The organism is Streptomyces sp. NPDC048361 (genome assembly GCF_040651795.1).
Taxonomy (GTDB): Bacteria; Actinomycetota; Actinomycetes; order Streptomycetales; family Streptomycetaceae; genus Streptomyces.
Map to the genome: position 1 here is coordinate 56,968 of NZ_JBEZKW010000008.1, position 18,444 is coordinate 75,411.

Annotated in this window: 18 protein-coding genes and 1 tRNA gene; 13 read left to right on the forward strand and 6 right to left on the reverse strand. The window is 71.8% G+C overall.

The window, feature by feature from the left end; translation table 11 throughout:
• Positions 1-119 precede the first annotated feature (119 nt).
• From AB0D31_RS06775 to AB0D31_RS06795, 5 genes are all read left to right on the forward strand, one after another.
• Positions 120-977: a class II fructose-bisphosphate aldolase gene (locus AB0D31_RS06775; RefSeq protein ID WP_362717992.1), complete on the forward strand. Its 858-nt coding sequence runs from the start codon at positions 120-122 to the stop codon at positions 975-977.
• Between the two features lie 175 nt (positions 978-1,152).
• Positions 1,153-2,382: a cytochrome P450 gene (locus AB0D31_RS06780; protein ID WP_362717994.1), complete on the forward strand. Its 1,230-nt coding sequence runs from the start codon at positions 1,153-1,155 to the stop codon at positions 2,380-2,382.
• 43 nt (positions 2,383-2,425) lie between these two features.
• Positions 2,426-3,211, forward strand: coding sequence for a (Fe-S)-binding protein (locus tag AB0D31_RS06785; RefSeq protein ID WP_362717996.1), 786 nt, complete (start codon positions 2,426-2,428; stop codon positions 3,209-3,211).
• A complete protein-coding gene (locus tag AB0D31_RS06790) occupies positions 3,208-4,632 on the forward strand; it encodes a LutB/LldF family L-lactate oxidation iron-sulfur protein (RefSeq protein WP_362717998.1) in 1,425 nt (474 codons plus the stop codon). The genes AB0D31_RS06785 and AB0D31_RS06790 overlap by 4 nt, the downstream gene beginning before the upstream one ends.
• Positions 4,629-5,261, forward strand: a complete 633-nt coding sequence (locus AB0D31_RS06795) for an LUD domain-containing protein (protein ID WP_362718001.1) — start codon at positions 4,629-4,631, stop codon at positions 5,259-5,261. Before AB0D31_RS06790 ends, AB0D31_RS06795 begins: the two co-directional genes overlap by 4 nt.
• Positions 5,262-5,357: 96 nt before the next feature.
• Here AB0D31_RS06795 and AB0D31_RS06800 read toward each other — a convergent pair whose 3' ends face one another.
• Positions 5,358-5,843, reverse strand: coding sequence for a DUF309 domain-containing protein (locus AB0D31_RS06800; RefSeq protein WP_362718003.1), 486 nt, complete (start codon positions 5,841-5,843; stop codon positions 5,358-5,360).
• 93 nt (positions 5,844-5,936) lie between these two features.
• Between AB0D31_RS06800 and AB0D31_RS06805 the strand changes: the two genes are divergently transcribed.
• A tRNA-Pro gene (locus AB0D31_RS06805) sits at positions 5,937-6,010 on the forward strand.
• Between the two features lie 104 nt (positions 6,011-6,114).
• On the opposite strand, the gene AB0D31_RS06810 is transcribed toward AB0D31_RS06805, so the two are convergent.
• From AB0D31_RS06810 to AB0D31_RS06830, 5 genes are all read right to left on the reverse strand, one after another.
• The gene (locus AB0D31_RS06810; protein ID WP_362718006.1) at positions 6,115-6,672 is read right to left on the reverse strand and encodes a DUF3291 domain-containing protein; all 558 of its coding nucleotides are present in this window, start codon (positions 6,670-6,672) and stop codon (positions 6,115-6,117) included.
• Positions 6,673-6,901: 229 nt separating this feature from the next.
• The gene (locus tag AB0D31_RS06815) at positions 6,902-7,258 is read right to left on the reverse strand and encodes a response regulator transcription factor (RefSeq protein WP_362718009.1); all 357 of its coding nucleotides are present in this window, start codon (positions 7,256-7,258) and stop codon (positions 6,902-6,904) included.
• An 86-nt stretch (positions 7,259-7,344) separates the two neighbouring features.
• A complete protein-coding gene (locus AB0D31_RS06820; RefSeq protein WP_362718011.1) occupies positions 7,345-8,445 on the reverse strand; it encodes a PAS domain S-box protein in 1,101 nt (366 codons plus the stop codon).
• 131 nt (positions 8,446-8,576) lie between these two features.
• Positions 8,577-9,233 (reverse strand): response regulator transcription factor, encoded by a 657-nt coding sequence (locus AB0D31_RS06825; protein ID WP_362718014.1) that lies wholly within the window; start codon positions 9,231-9,233, stop codon positions 8,577-8,579.
• 32 nt (positions 9,234-9,265) lie between these two features.
• Positions 9,266-9,787 (reverse strand): STAS domain-containing protein, encoded by a 522-nt coding sequence (locus tag AB0D31_RS06830; RefSeq protein WP_362718017.1) that lies wholly within the window; start codon positions 9,785-9,787, stop codon positions 9,266-9,268.
• Between the two features lie 504 nt (positions 9,788-10,291).
• Here AB0D31_RS06830 and AB0D31_RS06835 point away from each other — a divergent pair.
• From AB0D31_RS06835 to AB0D31_RS06865, 7 genes are all read left to right on the forward strand, one after another.
• Entirely contained in the window at positions 10,292-10,642 is a 351-nt protein-coding gene (locus tag AB0D31_RS06835; RefSeq protein ID WP_362718019.1) for a PRC-barrel domain-containing protein, read from the forward strand.
• A gap of 263 nt (positions 10,643-10,905) precedes the next feature.
• Positions 10,906-11,376, forward strand: coding sequence for a DNA starvation/stationary phase protection protein (locus AB0D31_RS06840; RefSeq protein WP_362718022.1), 471 nt, complete (start codon positions 10,906-10,908; stop codon positions 11,374-11,376).
• Between the two features lie 338 nt (positions 11,377-11,714).
• A complete protein-coding gene (locus AB0D31_RS06845) occupies positions 11,715-12,329 on the forward strand; it encodes a 2Fe-2S iron-sulfur cluster-binding protein (RefSeq protein WP_362718025.1) in 615 nt (204 codons plus the stop codon).
• A complete protein-coding gene (locus AB0D31_RS06850) occupies positions 12,326-13,312 on the forward strand; it encodes a xanthine dehydrogenase family protein subunit M (protein ID WP_362718028.1) in 987 nt (328 codons plus the stop codon). The genes AB0D31_RS06845 and AB0D31_RS06850 overlap by 4 nt, the downstream gene beginning before the upstream one ends.
• A 188-nt stretch (positions 13,313-13,500) precedes the next feature.
• Positions 13,501-15,666 (forward strand): xanthine dehydrogenase family protein molybdopterin-binding subunit, encoded by a 2,166-nt coding sequence (locus AB0D31_RS06855; protein ID WP_362718031.1) that lies wholly within the window; start codon positions 13,501-13,503, stop codon positions 15,664-15,666.
• A gap of 403 nt (positions 15,667-16,069) precedes the next feature.
• Positions 16,070-17,590 (forward strand): helix-turn-helix domain-containing protein, encoded by a 1,521-nt coding sequence (locus AB0D31_RS06860; RefSeq protein ID WP_362718033.1) that lies wholly within the window; start codon positions 16,070-16,072, stop codon positions 17,588-17,590.
• A 132-nt stretch (positions 17,591-17,722) separates the two neighbouring features.
• On the forward strand, positions 17,723-18,442 hold the full coding sequence (locus AB0D31_RS06865) for an MgtC/SapB family protein (RefSeq protein ID WP_362718035.1): 720 nt from the start codon (positions 17,723-17,725) through the stop codon (positions 18,440-18,442).
• Positions 18,443-18,444 lie beyond the last annotated feature (2 nt).

Here is an 18,444-nt window from a genome sequence, read left to right on the forward strand (position 1 = left end):
GGTACATGCGCGCCCCAGGTGCATGCGCGACCCGGTGCATGGGCGAGACAGGTGCGTGCGCGCTTCAGGTGCACGCACGCCGCAGGTGAAAACGTGACACAGGTGAAGGGGAAGTACTGATGCCCATCGCACGGACCGGCACGCTCGTCGCCGAGGCCGCCGTCAAACGCCGCGCCGTCGCGGCCTTCAACATCATCACGCTCGAACACGCCGAGGCCGTGATCGCCGGCGCCGAGGCGGCCAAGTCGCCGGTGGTCCTCCAGATCAGCGAGAACGCCGTCAAGTTCCGCTACGGCCGGGTCCTGCCGCTGGCCCGCGCGGCGGCCGCCGCCGCCGAAGCCGCCTCCGTGCCGGTGGCGCTCCACCTCGACCACGTCAAGCAGGACGAACTCCTGCGCCAGGCGGCCGACGCCGGCTTCAGCTCCGCGATGTACGACGCCGCCCATCTGCCGTACGAGGAGAACCTGGCCGCCACGCGGGCCGCCGCCGACTGGGCGCATACCCAAGGGCTGTGGATCGAGGCCGAGTTGGGGGAGGTCGGCGGCAAGGACGGCAAGGCGCCGCTCGATGCCCACGCGCCCGGCGCGCGCACCGACCCAGAACAGGCACGGCAGTTCGTCGCCGAGTCGGGCGTCGACGCGCTCGCCGTCGCCATCGGCAGCAGCCACGCCATGACCTCCCGCACCGCCGAACTCGACCACGCCCTGCTGGGCCGCCTCGACGCCGTGCTGCGCGTGCCGCTCGTGCTGCACGGCTCGTCGGGTGTCCCTGACGACGCGCTCGCGGCCGCCGTCGCCGGCGGCATCGCCAAGGTCAACATCGGCACCGCGCTGAACCTGGCGATGACCGACGCCATCCGCTCCTACCTCGCCGCCCACCCCGAGGCGGTCGACGCCCGCACCTATCTGACCGTCGGACGCCAGGCGATGGCGGCCACCGTCACCCGCCTGATCGGGGTACTCGACCGGACCTCCTGAGCCGTCCGCGGCTGCCGCCGGGGCTCCTGAGCGGCCCTCCGCGGCTGCCGCCGAGCCTCCGTACAGCCGTCGGCACCCGGCGCCGGGACCCCCGCACGGCCCCGGCGGCGAAACCGCCGCGTTCCGCCGTGGCGGCGCTCTTCCGATGTGGCCACGGGTCGTAGACGATGGGCCTGTGGACAGGCATGAGCACGCCCGGCTCGACGCGCTGCAGCGCGACCCGTATCCGCACTACGCGCGGGCCCGGAACGCCGAAGGACTGACGTTCGTGCCGGAGCTCGACGCGTGGCTGGTGGCCCGCGACGCCGACGTACGCGAAGTGCTGCGCCGCCCTGAGGCGTTCTCCTCCGCCAACGCGCTGCGCCCCGACGTCCTGCCCGGCCCCACCGTGCTCGCCGAGATGGGCCGGGGTTTCGGCGGCCGCCCCGTCGTGGTCAGCTCCGACGGCGCTCTGCACCAACGGCTGCGCGCCCCCGTCGTGCAGGGCCTCTCTCCCTCGCGCGTCGCCGCCGTCGTGCCGTACGCCGCCGAACGGGCCGCCGAGCTGATCGACGGCTTCGCGGCCCGCGGCTCGGCCGACCTCATGGCCGAGTACGCCCTGAAACTCCCCGGCCAGGTCATCGGGCACCTGATCGGCCTCGACCCCGCGGACGTCCCGCTCGCCGTGCACGGCGGCTACCGCGCCGAGCAGCTGCTGTTCCGGCCGATGGAGGAGGCGGACCAGCTCGCCGCCGCCCGCGACATCGTCGAGATGCAACACCTCCTCGACACCTACGTACGGGAACGGCACGCCCACCCCCGCGACGACCTGTGCTCCTCGCTGATCGCGGCGCTCACCGCGCGCGGCGAGTCGGCCGGTGACGAGCTCACCCTCGACGAACGCCACGAGATGGTCGCCCACCTGCAGAACTTCCTGCTCGCCGGACACCTCACCACGAGCGCCCTGACCGGATCCCTGCTGCTCCATCTGATGCACCACCGCGCCCAGTGGGAACTGCTGTGTGAGAAGCCCGAGTTGATTCCGGCCGCCGTCGAGGAAGCAGCCCGCTACGACAGTCCGATCCAGGGCTTCCGCCGCATCACGACCCGCCCGGTCGTCCTGTCCGGCACCGAACTCCCCACCGGCGCCGTGGTGTTCGTCGCATACGGCTCCGCCAACCGCGACCCCAGCCGCCATGAACGTCCCGACGTCTTCGACATCACCCGGCCGCCCGCCCGCCACCTCGCCTTCGGATACGGCGTACACGGCTGTCCGGGCTCCCAGTTGGCCCGCGAACAGCTGAGGATCACGCTGGAACTCCTCACGGCGCGGCTGCCCGGGCTGCGCCTCGCCGAGGACAGACCCGTCGTCATGCGGCCGACGATGATCCACCGGTCACCGGAGGAACTCCCGCTGACCTGGTGAGGCTTGCTCGATCCGGGGCCGCCACCCGGCATATCCTCCGACCATGCGCGTCGCACTCTTCGTCACCTGCGTCAACGACGCGGTGTATCCCGCCACCGGCATCGCGACGGTGAAGCTGCTCGAACGGCTGGGGGTCGAGGTCGCCTTCCCGCCCGGCCAGACCTGCTGCGGGCAGCCCCAGTTCAACACCGGCTACCGCCACGAGACCGAGCCCCTGGTCCGCCGCATGGCCCGGGTCTTCGCGGGCTACGATCACATCGTCACCCCGTCCGGCTCCTGCGCCGCGATGATCCGCGACAACTATCCGCGCATCGCCCGCAAAGCGGTTGCCGAAGGCGGGAGCGACCGCGGCAGGGGCGCGGAAGGCGACGGCGCGGAGCTGACCGAGGCGGCCGAGACGCTGGCGCCGCGCGTGTACGAGCTGACCGAGTTCATCGTCGACGTACTCGGCGTGACCGACGTCGGCGCGTACTTCCCGCACACCGTCACCTACCACCCTTCGTGCCACGGCGTACGCCTGCTCGGCCTCGGCGACCGGCCACGCCGGCTCCTCGCCGCCGTCAACGGCATCGGCCTGCGTGAACTGCCGGGCGCCGAGGAGTGCTGCGGCTTCGGCGGCACGTTCGCGCTGAAGAACCCCGACGTGTCGGCGGCCATGGGCACCGACAAGGTACGCAACGCCGTCTCCACTGGCGCCGGCGTGCTGTGCGGCGCCGACAACTCCTGCCTGATGCACATCGGCGGCATCCTGCACCGTCAGAACTCCCCGATGCGACCCCTGCACATCGCCGAGATCCTCTCCAGCACGGAAGCGGAGCCCTACGTATGAACCCGGGCACGAGCGGCACCTTCATCGGCATGCCCGCCTTCCCGCGGGCCGCACGCGACGCCGTGCGCGACACCACCCTGCGCGACAACCTGAGGCACGCCACCCACACCATCCGCGACAAGCGCGCCAAGGCCGTCGCCGAACTCGCCGACTGGCAGGAGCTGCGGGAGGCCGGCAAACAGATCAAGGACCACACGCTGCGCCATCTCGACCACTACCTGGAGCAGTTGGAGGAATCGGTCACCGCCGCAGGCGGCATCGTGCACTGGGCCGCCGACGCCACGGAGGCCAACCGGATCGTCACCGATCTCGTCAAGGCCACCGGTGAGAGCGAGGTGGTGAAGGTCAAGTCGATGGCGACGCAGGAGATCGGCCTCAACGAGGCGCTCGCCGCCGAAGGCATCCACGCCTACGAGACCGACCTCGCCGAACTCATCGTCCAGCTCGGCGACGACCGGCCCTCGCACATCCTGGTCCCCGCGATCCACCGCAACCGTGGCGAGATCCGGGCCATCTTCCGTGAGCGGATGGGAAGTTGGGGCAGGCCGGCCCCGGACGGCCTCACCGACGAGCCGGCCGACCTCGCCGAAGCGGCCCGGCTGCATCTGCGCGAGAAGTTCCTGCGGGCCAAAGTCGGGATCTCCGGTGCCAACTTCATGATCGCCGAGACCGGCACCCTGGTCGTCTTCGAGTCCGAGGGCAACGGCCGCATGTGCCTGACCCTGCCCGACACGCTGATCTCCGTCGTCGGCATCGAGAAGACGATCCCCACCTGGCGGGACCTGGAAGTCTTCCTGCAGACCCTGCCGCGCTCCTCGACGGCCGAGCGGATGAACCCTTACACCAGCATGTGGACCGGCACCGCCGACGGCGACGGCCCGCGCACCTTCCACCTCGTCCTGCTCGACAACGGCCGCACCGACGCCCTCGCGGACGACGTCGGCCGCCAGGCCCTGCGCTGCATCCGCTGCTCGGCCTGCCTCAATGTGTGCCCGGTCTACGAACGGGCCGGCGGCCACGCCTACGGCTCGGTCTACCCCGGCCCCATCGGCGCCATCCTCACCCCCCAACTACGGGGAACGGCAAGCGAGATCGACGCCTCGCTCCCGTACGCGTCCTCCCTGTGCGGCGCCTGCTACGAGGTCTGTCCGGTCGCCATCGACATCCCGGAGGTGCTGGTCCACCTCCGCGAGAAGGTCGCGGGCCAGGGCGGCCACCCCTGGGAGAAGGCCGCGATGAAGGCGGCCGCGTGGGCCATGGACCATCCGGCGGCGATGGCGGCGGGGGAGCGGCTCACGGCGCGGACCCGCGCGCTGCACCCCAAGCGGCCACCCGGCGCGAGCGCCTGGACCGACAGCCGCGACCTGCCGCAACTGCCCGCAGAACCGTTCCGTGACTGGTGGAGGAAGAACCGCACGTGAGCTCACGCGACCGCATCCTGGCCCGCGTCCGTGCCGCCGTGGACGGTGCGCCCGAGGCCCCCGCCCCCGCCCGCTCGTACCTGCACAGCCACACCCCCGACGACCCGGCGGCCGTACTCGACCTGCTGCACCACAACCTCGCCGACTACCGCGCCCGGGTGCACCGCACGGACGGCGCAGGCGTGGCCCCGCTCATCGCCGGGCTGCTCGCCGCACGCGGGGCCACGAGCGTCCTGGTGCCGACGGGGGTGCCGGACACCTGGCTCATGGACACCGGCCGTGTACGCGTCGTGGAGGACACCGAGGAGTCCACGGCAGCCGAACTCGACGCCGTGGACAGCGTGATCACCGGTTGCGCGCTGGCCGTCGCGGAGACCGGCACCATCATCCTGGACGCCGGACCGGCCCAGGGCCGGCGCCGGATCACCCTCGTCCCCGACCACCACATCTGCGTCGTACGCGTTCCCGGCCAGGTGGTCGCCTCCGTTCCGCAAGCCATGGACCGCCTCGACCCCCGCCGCCCGCTGACATGGATCTCGGGCCCCTCCGCGACCAGCGACATCGAGCTCGACCGGGTGGAAGGCGTACACGGCCCCCGTACCCTCGACGTGGTGCTCCTCGGCCCGTGAGCCGGGGGCGGGCCGACGGGTGCGCTGCAGGCACGTAAGCCGGGGGCGGGCCGGCGGTGCGAGCCCATGAGCCGGGATGCGTCGACGTGGCGCTTCTCAGCCCGTGAGCCGGGGCGCGTCAGCCGCCGCGTCGACGGGGCCCGGCAGCCGGCCCGCCAGCTTTCGCGCCCATGCGGCGAGCCCGTCCAGATCGATGCCGTACGCCGGTACGCCGGCCTGCGCCGCGTACCGGGCGAGCGACCCGGTGCCGCGCTCAAGGAGCGACGAGGCGCCCTTCGCGTTGCCGCGTGCGGCGTGCGTGAGGCCCACGGCGAGCTGCGCCAATCCGCGCCACAGCGGCTCCTCCTGCTCCGGGCCCGCCTTCCACGCGTCCTCGAACACCTCATGGGCGTGGAACGGCATCCCCGCCGCCAGCAGCCGCTGCGCCTCGCGCACCGTCTCCCGCGGTGCCCGCGGCACGCCCTCCGGCTGCCGGGCCACGCCCTCGGCGCCGTACGGCAGCGGCCGCCCGAGCCCGTCCCTGGGCCTGGCGTTGCGCGCCCGGCCCTCGGCGTCACGATCCCGGGGTGCAGAACTCTCCATGGGCCGATTGTGCCCCGTTCCTGGCGCGGCCCCAGAGTGCGGTATGGTTCTCATGCACGAACGGCCGGGGGAAACCCCAGGTCAGACGGGCATCGGGACGTGGCGCAGCTTGGTAGCGCACTTGACTGGGGGTCAAGGGGTCGCAGGTTCAAATCCTGTCGTCCCGACTGGAGACAGTCGCAGGTCAGGGCCGGTATCGGAACCATCCGACACCGGCCCTTGGCCGTTGCCGAAGCGCTTGACGGTGCACGCCGTAATTCAGGCTTCGTCGTCAGTGAACCTGCTCGCCCTTCGGCTCTACGCCGCTGATCTTGGCCGGAGTTGCGTCCGGGGCGAACGCGTGGTGGAAGGTGAAGGCGCGCGGCGCGGAGCCGTGGTCGTGGAGGTGCTCCAGCCGGGAAACCCCGTCCTGCCAGGTGGGTAGCGCGCCGTCGGAGATCCACCAGAGCGCGTGACTCGGGTGACCTGTCCTGTCGAACCAGTCGTAACGCCTGTTCAGCGCCGTACGGTGCAGCCCGGTGTAGATGGCTTCGAAGGCGGGGCTCAGGTCGGTCCAGAGGGAGAGGGACGCGGCCAGGGCGATCGTCTCGACCGTTCGGCCCTTGCCGTACCAGGCCGGCACGGTGAACTCGCCCCACGTACCCCAGTCCACGTCGAAGTGGGACCCCCGCTCGCCCTCCGCCGCTACGGCGTGAGCGAGATATCCGGGGTGCCGGCTGATCGTCCGGTAAATGGGCTCGGCGCTGTCGTGGAACGCGCGCGAGACGGGTGCGGGGTCGGCGAGCGGTGACTTCAGGACGCCGAAGGTGTACAGAGCAAGCAGCGGCAAGCGTCTCTCCCTGGTTGGGGGTGCTGGTGGGAAACCGACTCGGTGACCTGCATGTGGGGGATGAACCCCGTGGGTGATCACCGAGGACCAGGTGAAGGTAGCTGCTTCCGTGGGCGATGTCGACGTTGCGTTTTCCCCGCCCAAGTGCCCTCGTGCACCGGCGATTTCGGCCCGGTCGCGCGTGCTCCGGACCGCGGCCGGGAGAGAGCCGGGCGACCTGGGATCGTCTTCAGCGCGGGCCGACTGCTCGGCGCAGGGCCTCGACGAGTTCGCGATTGCTCGCGCCTTTGAGTACGTACGCGTGGACGCCGGCGCTCCGCATCTGCTCGACGGATGCCTTGTCGTCGTAGGCGGAGAACGCCACTATGCGGCTGCCCGGGGAGCACTCCGCGATGTTCCTGGCGACGTGGTGGCCGCCGCCGGGGAAACGGACGTCGAGGACCACGAGGTCCGGTTGGTGACGGCGTGCCAGGAGCAGTGCCTGCTCGTCGTCGCGCGCGGTGCCCACGACCTCCAGATCGGGCTGGGCTCGCACGACCTCGGTCAGGGTTTCGAGGAGCAGCGCGTTGTCGTCGCAGAGCAGCACGCTGAGCGGCGTATCCGGCTTGCCCGGTGCGTCTGGTGTGCCCGGTGCGTCTGGTGTATCGGGTGGGACGGGGGATGGCGCGCTGGTCACGGCGCCTCGTCCGCCGAGTCCGTGACGGGCAGCGGGTTCGGCACCCAGAACTCGACCGTCGTGCCCTGTCCCGGTCGGGAATGCATGGACCACCATCCTCCCGCTGTCTCGGCCCGCTCGCGCATCTCGATGACTCCGAAGTGGTCGCGAGCGCCGGCCTGCGCCATGGGGGCGCCCGTCCCGTCGTCCATCACACGTGTCGTGATGCCCCCGTCTCCGGAGTGCATGCGCACGTCGACCCGGGTGGCCCGCGCGTGCTTGTGCACGTTCAGCAGCGCCTCCTGGACGATACGGAAGATCGTGACGGCCGTTTCCGGGGTGGGGTTCCGGTCCAGGTCGTGATCGAAGGTGTACGGCATTCCCCACGCCGAGCCCACGACGTCGTCCAGGTGGCTGGAGAGCCCTTCGACCAGGCCGTGCCGGTCGAGCCCCGGCGGGTGCAGCCGGAACGTCAGACTGCGCAGCCGTGTGATGGCGTCGCGCACCGACGCGTCGAGGCGCCGCAGTTCGGCCGCGTGCACATCGGGCATCTGGTCGGCCAGGAGTTCGAGGCGCATCCCGACGGCGACCATGGCCTGGATCGAATCGTCGTGGACGTCCCAGGCGATCCGGCGCCGTTCCGTCTCCTGCGCCTGGACCAGGTGGTCGAAGAGGCGTCTACGCTCGCTGAGGGCATGCTGGGCCGCCCGGCGTTCCGACATGTCGCGGGTGACCTTGCCGAACCCCTGCAGAACGCCCTTTTCGTCCCACAGGGCGGTGATGACCACGTTGGCCCAGAAGCGGGAGCCGTCTTTGCGGACGCGCCAGCCCTCGTCCTCCAGACGGCCGTCGGTCACGGCGGTCTCCAGCTCCCACTGCGGCTTGCCCGACGCCTGGTCCTCGGGCGGGTAGAAGACCGAGAAGTGCTGTCCGAGGATGTCGGAGGCCCGATACCCCTTGATCCGCTCCGCCCCGGCGTTCCAGCTGATGATGTGGCCGTGGGGGTCGAGCATGAAGATGCCGTAGTCGAGCACCCCCTGCACCAGCAGCGTGAAGGCCGTTTCCGACAGCGGGGCCGCGGGCTTGCGCGGCGGCCTTGGTCCTGGGTCCCGCGTCACTTGAGCAACCCGTTCACTTGAGCAGCCCCTTCATTTGAGGGGCCCGATCACTTGGACAACCCGTTCATTTGCGCGCCCCTTCACCTGAGGGGTCCGATCATTCGAGGAGCCGGTTCGCTCGCGCGCCCCGATCACTTGAGGAGCCCTTCGCGGCGCGCGATCGCCACGGCTTCGAGCTGGGATCGGGCTCCCAGCTTTTCGAGCACCCGCTGGACGTGATTGCGTCCCGTGTTGACGGCGACGCCCAGCTGATCGCTGATCTCCGCGGTGGTGCGGCCCTCCCCGAGCAGGTGGAGCACCTCGCGCTCCCGCGGGGTCAGGTTCGCGCCCAGGCCCGGCACCCGGCCGGTCAGCCGGCCCAGTACGTCGCCGAGGAGTTCCTGGCTGAAGACCGCCTCGCCGGACGCCACCCGGCGAACGGCGTCCTCCAGCTCGCTCAGGCCGCGCTCCTTGAGGATCAGGCCGACGCCGCCCGTCTGCGCGACGCGCGCGGCCACCGACGCGGTGCCCTCGCCGGCCAGGACCAGAACGCGCGCGTCCGGAACGAGGGCCAGGAGGTCGGTGATGGCGGCGATCCCGTCGCCGTCCGGCAGCCGCCGGTCCATCAGGACGACGTCGGGCGCACAGCGCCGCGCGTCGGCCAGGGCCGAGGCCACCGATGCCGCACGCCCCACAACCTGCAGATCGGGTGAGCGCTCAAGCGCGAGACATATCGCCTCGGCCACCATGTCGTGGTCCTCGACGAGCAGGATCCTGACCGGTCGACCGTGCGGGGGAGGTGAAGACATCGGCGCATCCTTGCTGGTGGCGGCCCACACGATCATGCCAGAAGGTCTCGGACCGGCGGCCACAAGGTGGCTTCCGCCTCCGCGTCGAGGTGCTCGGAGTCCGTGGTCGAGAGCCCGTCCGCCGGACCCGGGTCCGGCTCCTTATGCGGCTCCGCACCCGTCTCCCAGCCCGGCTCCATATCCGTCTCCGGGGTGGATTCTCTCTCCGGGGTGCGCTGGGTGAAGATGTCTTCGCCTCCGATCAGCGCGAGCAGCCGCGCCGGCTGTGTCCCCATTCCTTCCACCACGAGGGGTACGCCCGCCTGGAGGGCCGACATTCGCGCCCTCAGCAGGACTCCGAGGCCGGCGCAGTCGCAGAAGGAGAGATCGGTCAGATCGAGGCAGAGGCTTGCCGGCTGCTCGGCCAGGCAGGCGACGACGGCGTCGCGGACCAGCGGCGCGGTGTCGAGGTCGAGCTCGCCCGCGAGCGTCACGCGTGCGACACCCGCATGGACAACGGCATGCGACGTGAACGGGCAGACGGCCACGACGTCTCCCACCTTCCGGGCTCCCATGCGGTGCGGCCCTACGCCGCGCGGTTCTGGCACCCGCCCCGCGGACGGGCCGCCTGCTGCCACGGTCGCACCAACGGTTCATAGTGCGCTGACATCAGGGTGGCTCTAGTGAATCTGCACTAGACGTGGAAGTCAACACGGGTCCACCGGCGTTGACGCCCAGCGGTGCGGGCCACCCGGCCGAGGTGCGGGCGACCGGCGTCCGTGTGCGGCGACGCGTGCGTCAAGTCCGTGCGTCAAGTCCGTGCGAAAAGTCCGTACGTGAAGCCCGTATGTGAAGTCTGTGCGTGAAGTCCGGGAGTGACGTAGGTAGGTGGAGTCGGTGGGTGGAGTCGCGACCCGTTTGAATTCCGTCGGATCGGCCAGACGTCACGCTGAACGCGCGAGCAATTGACTCTTCGGTCGACTCTTCGGCTGACGCTTCGGCGGCGGTCCACCGGATTTGGGCCGCCGGCTGAGTGGCGCTCCGCGAATGTGATACCGCAAGGGAAGGGACACCCTCCGATGAACGAGAACCTGTGGGGTTTCAAGGACACCAGCGGCCATCTCGCCGGGGTGGATCTGCGCGGCTGGAAGGTCGAGGCGGCCGACGGGTCCATCGGCAAGGTCGACACCCACTCCGACGAGGTGGGCTCGGCGCACCTCGTGGTGGACACGGGGCCGTGGATCTTCGGCAAGCGTGTCCTGCTGCCCGCCGGTACTGTGACCAGGCTCGACCCGGACGACAACAGGATCCACGTCGCGCTCACCCGGGAGCAGGTCAAGGACTCGCCGGAGTTCGAACCGGCCACCCACCTCGACGACCCTGCCTACCGCGACCTGGTCGGGCAGTACTACGGTGCACCTCTTCTGTGAAGGGCTGAAGGCCTGAAGACCAAGGCTCCCTCTGGCTTCTGCGCGGCTCTCCCGCGAATTCACGCCTACCGCCGCTTGCTTGGTGGCCCGCCGGACATCCGGCGGGCCACCTTCTTTTTTGCTCGCCCCCGTTTGAGCCCCGCTTTTCGAGGAACGCGACATATCGGGCCCGTCAACGGCCCCGTAAACAGTCCGCTCCGTAATGGGCTGCGTAACGCCGAGCGTTGCGGGCGGACAGCGGTCATGTGAAATGGAGTGAAACGGTGACTGTCGTGAAGAGTTCGCTGTCCGATGCACAGCTGAAGATCGTCGGTCCGGCCCTTCAGGGCGCGCTGGTCGATCTGGTCGATCTGTCGCTCGCGGCCAAGCAGGTGCACTGGAACGTGGTCGGTCCGCGGTTCCGTTCCGTGCATCTTCAGCTGGACGATGTGGTGACGACGGCCCGGCAGTACTCGGACACGGTGGCGGAGCGTGCCGCGGCGCTGGGTGTGAACCCGGACGGGCGTGCGGCGACGGTGGCCGGGGACAGCGCGGTGGGTACGGTGCCGGAGGGCTGGATCAAGGACTCCGAGGCGGTGGAGATCCTGGTCGTGGCGCTCGGCAAGGTCGTGGAGCGGATGCGGGAGCGTATCGCGGCGACCGACGAGCCCGACCCGGTCAGCCAGGACCTGCTGATCGCGCTGACGGCCGAGCTGGAGAAGCACGCCTGGATGTTCCAGGCCGAGACCCGCTGACGCGAGCGAGTGCCCGCTCGGTCGCAACGCCGAGCACGCCATTGAGCGCGAGGTCGGGCGCGACGCCGGGCGTGAGGCCGGACGCGACGCCGAGCGCGTGACGCTGGGCGCGCGACGCCGAGCGCGCCGCTCGATCGCGACGCCGGGGCGCGCCATCGAGCGGGATACCGGGCACTGCACCGGGCGCTGCACCGGGCGCGACACCGACCCGGAGGAGAAGCCGAAGAGCGGGGCCGTCACCCGCCCGTCGGCCGTCGTCGGGATGCCGGAGCGGGCGAGCTGTACGAGGCTGGTGATGCGGGCGGCGCGGGCCGTTCGGATCGAGAGGCAGAGGAACGATGGAACGCAGCGAGGGGCCCCATAGCGGCTCCGGGACGGTGGAGCGCTACGCGCCCTGGCCCCGCCCCAAGGACTCTCCCCCCGGCCCCACCACGTCGCAGGTCACCCTGCGCGTCAACGGCTCCGCCCACGCGGTCGAGGTCGACCACCGCACCACCCTGCTCGACCTGTTGCGCGAGCGGCTCGCCCTGACGGGCTCCAAGAAGGGCTGTGACCACGGCCAGTGCGGAGCCTGCACGGTCCTCGTCGACGGCCGGCGAAGCAACAGCTGTCTGCTCCTGGCGATCGCGATGGACGACTGCGACATCGTGACCGTGGAGGGCCTCGCGGACCTGGACGGCGCGGACGGCGACCTCCATCCGCTGCAACGTGCCTTCCTTGAGCGCGACGCCTTCCAGTGCGGCTACTGCACCCCGGGCCAGCTGTGCTCGGCGGTCGGCATGCTGTCCGAGGCCAGATCCGGCGAGCCCTCCGTGGTCACCGGCCCTCAGGAGGGGCGGGGCGGCCCGGTGCCGCTGACCGACGACGAGATCCGCGAACGGCTCAGCGGGAACCTGTGCCGGTGCGGGGCCTATCCGCACATCGTGGACGCCGTGCGGGACGTGATCGCGTGAAACCCGTGTCGTATCTGCGCGCCCGCAGCGTCGAAGAGGCCGCCGCCGCGCACGGAGGCCGTGCCGAGGCCCGCTACCTGGGCGGCGGCACCAACCTGGTCGACCTCATGAAGCTCGGCGTGGAGCGCCCGGAGGTCCTCGTCGACATCTCCCGCCTGCCGCTCGACCAGGTGGAGGAGCGGCCCGACGGCTCGGTGTGGGCCGGGGCGACCGTACGCAACAGCGACCTCGCCGCGCACCCCCTGATCCGCGAGCGGCACCCCCTGCTCTCGCAGGCCGTCCTGAGTGGCGCATCGGGCCAGCTGCGCAACACGGCGACCACCGGCGGGAACCTCCTTCAGCGCACTCGCTGCGCCTACTTCCAGGATCTGTCGAAGCCGTGCAACAAGCGGGTCCCCGGCAGTGGCTGTGCGGCGCTCGAAGGCGTCAATCACGATCACGCGGTGCTCGGCCACTCACCGCACTGTGTGGCGACCAATCCCTCCGACCTCTCCGTGGCGCTCTCGGCGCTCGACGCCGTCGTGGAACTCGCCGGCCCGGGAGGCGGCCGGAGCGTACCGGTGACGGAGTTCCACCGCCTGCCCGGTGACCGGCCCGACCTGGACACCGTGATCCGCCCCGGCGAACTGATCACCGGCGTGGTGCTGCCGCCCGCGCCCCCCGGAGCGGTCAGCCACTACCGCAAGGTGCGCGAACGCGCGTCGTACTCCTTCGCGCTCGCCTCGGTGGCCGCCGTGCTCCACGTCGCCGACGGCGAGATCCGGCACGTCGCCGTCGCCTTCGGCGGCCTGGCCCACCGCCCCTGGCGCGCCCGGCGCACGGAGGCCGCCCTGCTCGGCACCCGGCCGAGCCCCGAAGCGCTCACCCAGGCGGTACGGGCCGAACTCGACGAGGCCGTACCGCTGCGCGACAACGCCTACAAGGTGTCACTCGCCCAGGATCTGGCCACACAGGTGCTGGGCTCCCTTGCCGCATCGGGCTGACCAGCCCCGGCCGGTCGGAGCGGTCCGACCCCATCCCCGGGGGAGACCTCCCCGGGTAGACCGACCCGCCCGGATACCCCGGGCCGACCTGCCGACCCCCGGCTGCCCGCCGACCCCCGCCGACCCCCGCCGACCCCCGCCTCCGACGAGGCCCGCCGCCCCTGACCCGCCCCGGGAGGAGACCCGCCATGGCCTCGCAAGCGAACGCGCTCGGCGCACCCATCGAACGCCGTGAGGGCCGAGCGAAGGTGACGGGCAGCGCCCTGTACGCCACCGAGTACACGCCACCGGGCTGCGTATACGCATGGCCGGTGACGGCCACCGTGCCGCGCGGCCGCGTCACCTCGTTCGACACCGCCGCCGCGCTCGGCCTGCCCGGTGTGCTCGCCGTCATCACGCCCGATTCGGCGCCCCGGCTCGCCGAGACGGACGACCCCACCCTCGCCCTCCTCCAGGACCCCCGGATCCCGCACCACGGCTGGCCCGTAGCCCTCGCGGTCGCCGAGACCCTGGAGGCGGCGCGCGCCGCCGCCTCGGCCGTGCACGTGACGTACGAGACCGAGCCGCACGCCTCGATCCTCGACGAGAACCTGGCCGACGCCTACCGCCCCGAGGAGGCCAATGGCGGCCACCCCGCGGAACGACGTCAGGGCGACCCGGAGGCCGCCTTCGCCGCCGCACCGGTGACGGTCGACGTGCGGTACCGGCTGCCGCCGCTCTTCAACCACCCGATGGAGCCGCACGGGGCGACCGCGCTCTGGCGCGACGGGCGGCTGACGGCGTACGACACCAGTCAGGGCGCCGACGCGGTGCGCGCCGCCCTCGCCGAGCTGTTCCAGCTTCCCGAGGACAGTGTCACGGTCGTCTCCGAGCACGTGGGCGGAGGGTTCGGGTCCAAGGGCACGCCCCGGCCGCATGTCGTCCTCGCGGCGATGGCCGCGCTGCACACCGGGCGCCCCGTCAAACTCGCCCTGACCAGGCGGCAGTTGTCGGAACTGGTCGGCCACCGCGCGCCGACCGACCACCGGCTGCGGCTCGGCGCCGACCCGGACGGCACCCTCCTCTCGGTGATGCACGAGGTCACCACCCACACCTCGCGGATCAAGGAGTTCGTCGAGCAGGCGGCGGTCCCCGCCCGTGTCATGTACGCCGCCGGGAACATGCTCACCACCCACCGGGTCGCCGCCCTGGACGTGCCCACGCCGTCCTGGATGCGCGCACCGGGTGAGGCACCCGGCATGTACGCCCTCGAATCCGCCGTCGACGAGCTCGCGTACGCCCTCGGCATGGACCCCATCGAGTTCAGGGCTCACAACGAACCGCGTGAAGAGCCCGACAGCGGGCGGCCGTTCAGCAGCCGCCACGTCGTCGAGTGCCTGCGCGAGGGAGCGCGGCGCTTCGGCTGGTCCGACCGCGACCCCCGGCCGGGAACCCGGCGTTCGGGGCCCTGGCTTTTGGGCACCGGGGTCGCCGCCGCCACCTACCCGGTACTCGTCTCGCCCAGCCGCGCCACCGTCACCGCCCACCCCGACGGGCTGTACGTGGTGCGGGTGAACGCCACCGACATCGGCACCGGCGCCCGTACGGTGCTCGCGCAGGTCGCCGCCGAGGCGCTTGATGTCGGCGTGGAGGCGGTCCGTACCGAGATCGGCACCACCGGGCTGCCCAGGGCGCCGCTCGCCGGCGGCTCCTCCGGCACCGCGTCGTGGGGCTGGGCCGTGCACGAGGCGTGCCGCTCGCTCTCCCGTCAACTCCAAGAGCGCACCGGCCCGTTGCCCGCCGAAGGCCTCACCGCCTCCGCGGACACCAAGGGCTCCGCGGACGAGGAGTCCCCGTACTCCCGGCACGCCTTCGGCGCCCACTTCGCGGAGGTGGCGGTCGACGCCGACACCGGTGAGGTACGGGTGCGCCGGCTGCTCGGCGTGTACGCGGCCGGGCGCATCCTCAACGAGCGGACCGCCAGGTCCCAGTTCATCGGCGGCATGGTGATGGGACTCGGCATGGCCCTCACCGAGCGCGGCAGCGTGGACGCGGCGTCCGGCGCCTTCATCGGCAGCGACCTCGCGGGCTACCACGTGCCCGCGCATGCGGACGTGCCCGCCATCGAGGCGCACTGGATCGACGAGCGGGACGACCACCTCAACCCGATGGGCAGCAAGGGGATCGGCGAGATCGGCATCGTCGGCACCGCCGCGGCGATCGGCAACGCCGTCCACCACGCCACGGGCGTCCGCCACCGGGAACTCCCGCTCACGCCCGACCGCGTACATGACGGGTTGTCACAGCGTGACGGGCTGTCACAGCACGGCGGGCCGGCACCGCGCGGCGGGCCGTCACCGCGCGGCGGGCTGTAGCCCCAGGGGCACCAAGCCCTCGGCGCGCCTGTAAGAGGCCGCCCGCATATAAGGCACCGCCATGCGAGGCGCCATAAAGAAGGCTCCCGCCTCCCTGAAGGGGCACCCCCGCGAGCCCGGACCCGTACCCATTCGAGTGGGCGCGGGGCCGGGCTCGCCGGCATGCCCGGCCGGGGGTCGGCTCGGCCGGGCCGGTCCCCCGACCACGAGTCAAGCACCTGTGCGCGGCGCGGTTCGACTGGTGGGCCGCACGGAAAACCACCAGGGCGGAGTGAGCCGACTGGATGATCAACCAAGAGGAGTATCGGCCCTCTCGCCTTGCATCTACGATGCATAAACTCATATTCACCTGGTGAATGCGAGATCCGGTGCCATCGGCCCGGCCCGCACCAAGGAGCCACTCATGCACGTCGAAGACCTCCTGCGTCTCGAATCGCTCGACCTGGAACTGCTCTGGGGCGAGCAGCAGCAGCTCGACCGGGAGATCACCGGGGTGACCGCCACCGATCTGGAGGACCCGACCCGCTTCGTGCGGCCGGGCGAGGTCGTGCTCAGCGGACTCGTGTGGTGGAGCCGCGCCAACGGCACCGAGAAGGTCAGCCGCTTCGTCTCCGCGCTCGCCGGTGCCGGAGCCGCGGCGCTGCTGGCCGGCGAGGAGACACACGGCTCCGTACCTGAAGCGCTGACCCGGTCGTGCCGGCAGAGCGGCATCGCCCTCATCGCCGTGCCGTCGCGCACCAACTTCCGCGCCATCACCGAGGCCGTCTATCTGCGCCAGTGGGGAGACCTCAGCCGACGGCCGACCTCGCACCGCTACGCACTGCCCGAGAACGTCCGCAACGAGCTGAGCGAACTGGTCCGCGCGGGCGTGGCCCCCGACGTCCTGCTGGACCGCGCGCTCGGCCACCTCGGCGCGCCCCCCTGCTACGTTCTGACGTCCACCGGGCGCACCGTGGCCCGCACCTCCAAGGCCCCCGCGCTGCCCCCGCAGCGCGCCAGGGAACTCCTGCGCCGCGCCCCCGACGGCATCACCCTGCGGATCGGCACCGACAGTTCGGCGTACGACGGCTGGCATCTGTACCTCATCGACGCGGGTGCCGCCCCGCCCCGGCTCCTGCACGAAACGGCGGACGTCCTCGCCGACCACCGCTACGACCGGAACCGGCTCAGGGACGAGAGCAGGCAGCGGGCCGGCGAGCTGATCAGGACCATCGAGGCGCAGCCCGCCGACCCCGCGGCGCTCGCCGCCGCCCTCAGCGCCTGCGGGCTCTCGGCCGACGGGCCGTTCCAGGTGGTCAGCGCGGCCACGCGGGGGGACGGCGAGCAGGGCGCGGCGGCCGACGCCCTCGCCGAGGCGCTGCGCCACCCGCCCGGCCGGCCCTTCGCCCTCGACCGGCTCCCGCACGGCGAGGCGGTGGCCGTGGTCGAGGGCGGCTCCGAAGTGGCGCGCGGACTGCGGGAGTTGTGGTCCGAGGTGCACTCCTGCGCGCCGCTGGTCCCGCTCCACGGCGGCATCGGCCCCGCGGCCACACCGGCCCGGCTGAACGCCGCCCTGTCCGGGGCCCGTTACGCCCGCGCCACCGCGCACGCGCAGGACCCCGGCGGGGCACGGGTGGCCGCCATGAACGACCTCACCAGTCTGGAAGGGCTGCTCGCCGGGATACCCGCCGACGTACGCGCCGCCTACCACGAACACGTCCTGGGGCCTCTCGCCGACGACTCCCACTCCTCCGCGCAGATGCTCAGGGAGACCCTGGAGACCTTCCTCGCCCACAACGGCTCCTGGGCACGCACCGCCGAAGCCCTGCATCTGCACGTCAACACGGTCCACTACCGCGTCCAGCGCATCGAGGTGCTGACCGGTCGCGACCTCTCGCTCCTGGAGCACAAGCTGGACCTGTACGCCGCCCTGCACTGCCGCTGACGTCCTGACCGGCCCGTTCGTGCGGGCGGCGCGCCATGAAATGTGGCTCCATGGGTAGGGAGAGCCTGTTCCCGCGGCCCACGCGGGGTGGAGCGAGTCGTCGGGGAAGTCGACGGGGAAGGGGTGCACGCGATGGTGATGCCGGCGGTCGCGGCGGTCGAAGCCACGGGGCAGGGCTGGCTGCAGGCCGGCGAGTTCGGCCTGGCGTTCCTGCTGTCGGCTGCCATCGGCCTGGAGCGGGAGATCCGCCAGAAGGCGGCAGGACTGCGCACCTACACCACGGTGGGCGTCGGCGCGGCGCTGTTCACCCTGGTCAGTAAGTACGGGTTCGGCGACGTGCTGCACACCGGGACCATCGAGCTCGATCCGTCGCGTGTCGCGGCGCAGATCGTGTCCGGGGTGGGCTTCATCGGCGCCGGGGTCATCTTCGTGCACCGGGGCTCGGTCCAGGGCCTCACCACCGCGGCGACGATCTGGCTGACGGCCGCCGTGGGCGCGGCCGCCGCGGCGGGGCTGCCGCTGCTGTCGATCCTGGCGGCCGCCGCGTACTTCGTCGCCGCCTACGCCGTACGCCCCCTCATCCACCGGCTGCCCGCGATGCGCTCGGTGGCCTCGACCTTCCGGATCGCGTACGAGCGGCGGCCGGGGCTGCCGCAAGAGCTCATGAAGCAGTGCGAGCGTGCCGGATTCACCGTGGAGGCGTTCCAGGTGACGGCGGCGGGCGGTGCAGGTGGCGCGACGGAGGTGCTGATCTCGGCGGTCGGCCGGGGCGATCCGAGCGCGCTCACCGTCCGGTTCGCGGATGTCGCCGGTGTGGTGGCGTGCAGCCGCGACGGCAACGAGGACGAGTGAGC

Coding starts and splice junctions, on each gene's coding strand:
- AB0D31_RS06800 (WP_362718003.1), bottom strand. CDS start 5,843: ATGGAGAGTTCTGCACCCCGGGATCGTGACGCCGAGGGCCGGGCGCGC.
- AB0D31_RS06825 (WP_362718014.1), bottom strand. CDS start 9,233: ATGTCTTCACCTCCCCCGCACGGTCGACCGGTCAGGATCCTGCTCGTC.
- AB0D31_RS06835 (WP_362718019.1), top strand. CDS start 10,292: ATGAACGAGAACCTGTGGGGTTTCAAGGACACCAGCGGCCATCTCGCC.
- AB0D31_RS06845 (WP_362718025.1), top strand. CDS start 11,715: ATGGAACGCAGCGAGGGGCCCCATAGCGGCTCCGGGACGGTGGAGCGC.
- AB0D31_RS06785 (WP_362717996.1), top strand. CDS start 2,426: ATGCGCGTCGCACTCTTCGTCACCTGCGTCAACGACGCGGTGTATCCC.
- AB0D31_RS06855 (WP_362718031.1), top strand. CDS start 13,501: ATGGCCTCGCAAGCGAACGCGCTCGGCGCACCCATCGAACGCCGTGAG.
- AB0D31_RS06790 (WP_362717998.1), top strand. CDS start 3,208: ATGAACCCGGGCACGAGCGGCACCTTCATCGGCATGCCCGCCTTCCCG.
- AB0D31_RS06830 (WP_362718017.1), bottom strand. CDS start 9,787: ATGGGAGCCCGGAAGGTGGGAGACGTCGTGGCCGTCTGCCCGTTCACG.
- AB0D31_RS06865 (WP_362718035.1), top strand. CDS start 17,723: ATGGTGATGCCGGCGGTCGCGGCGGTCGAAGCCACGGGGCAGGGCTGG.
- AB0D31_RS06860 (WP_362718033.1), top strand. CDS start 16,070: ATGCACGTCGAAGACCTCCTGCGTCTCGAATCGCTCGACCTGGAACTG.
- AB0D31_RS06775 (WP_362717992.1), top strand. CDS start 120: ATGCCCATCGCACGGACCGGCACGCTCGTCGCCGAGGCCGCCGTCAAA.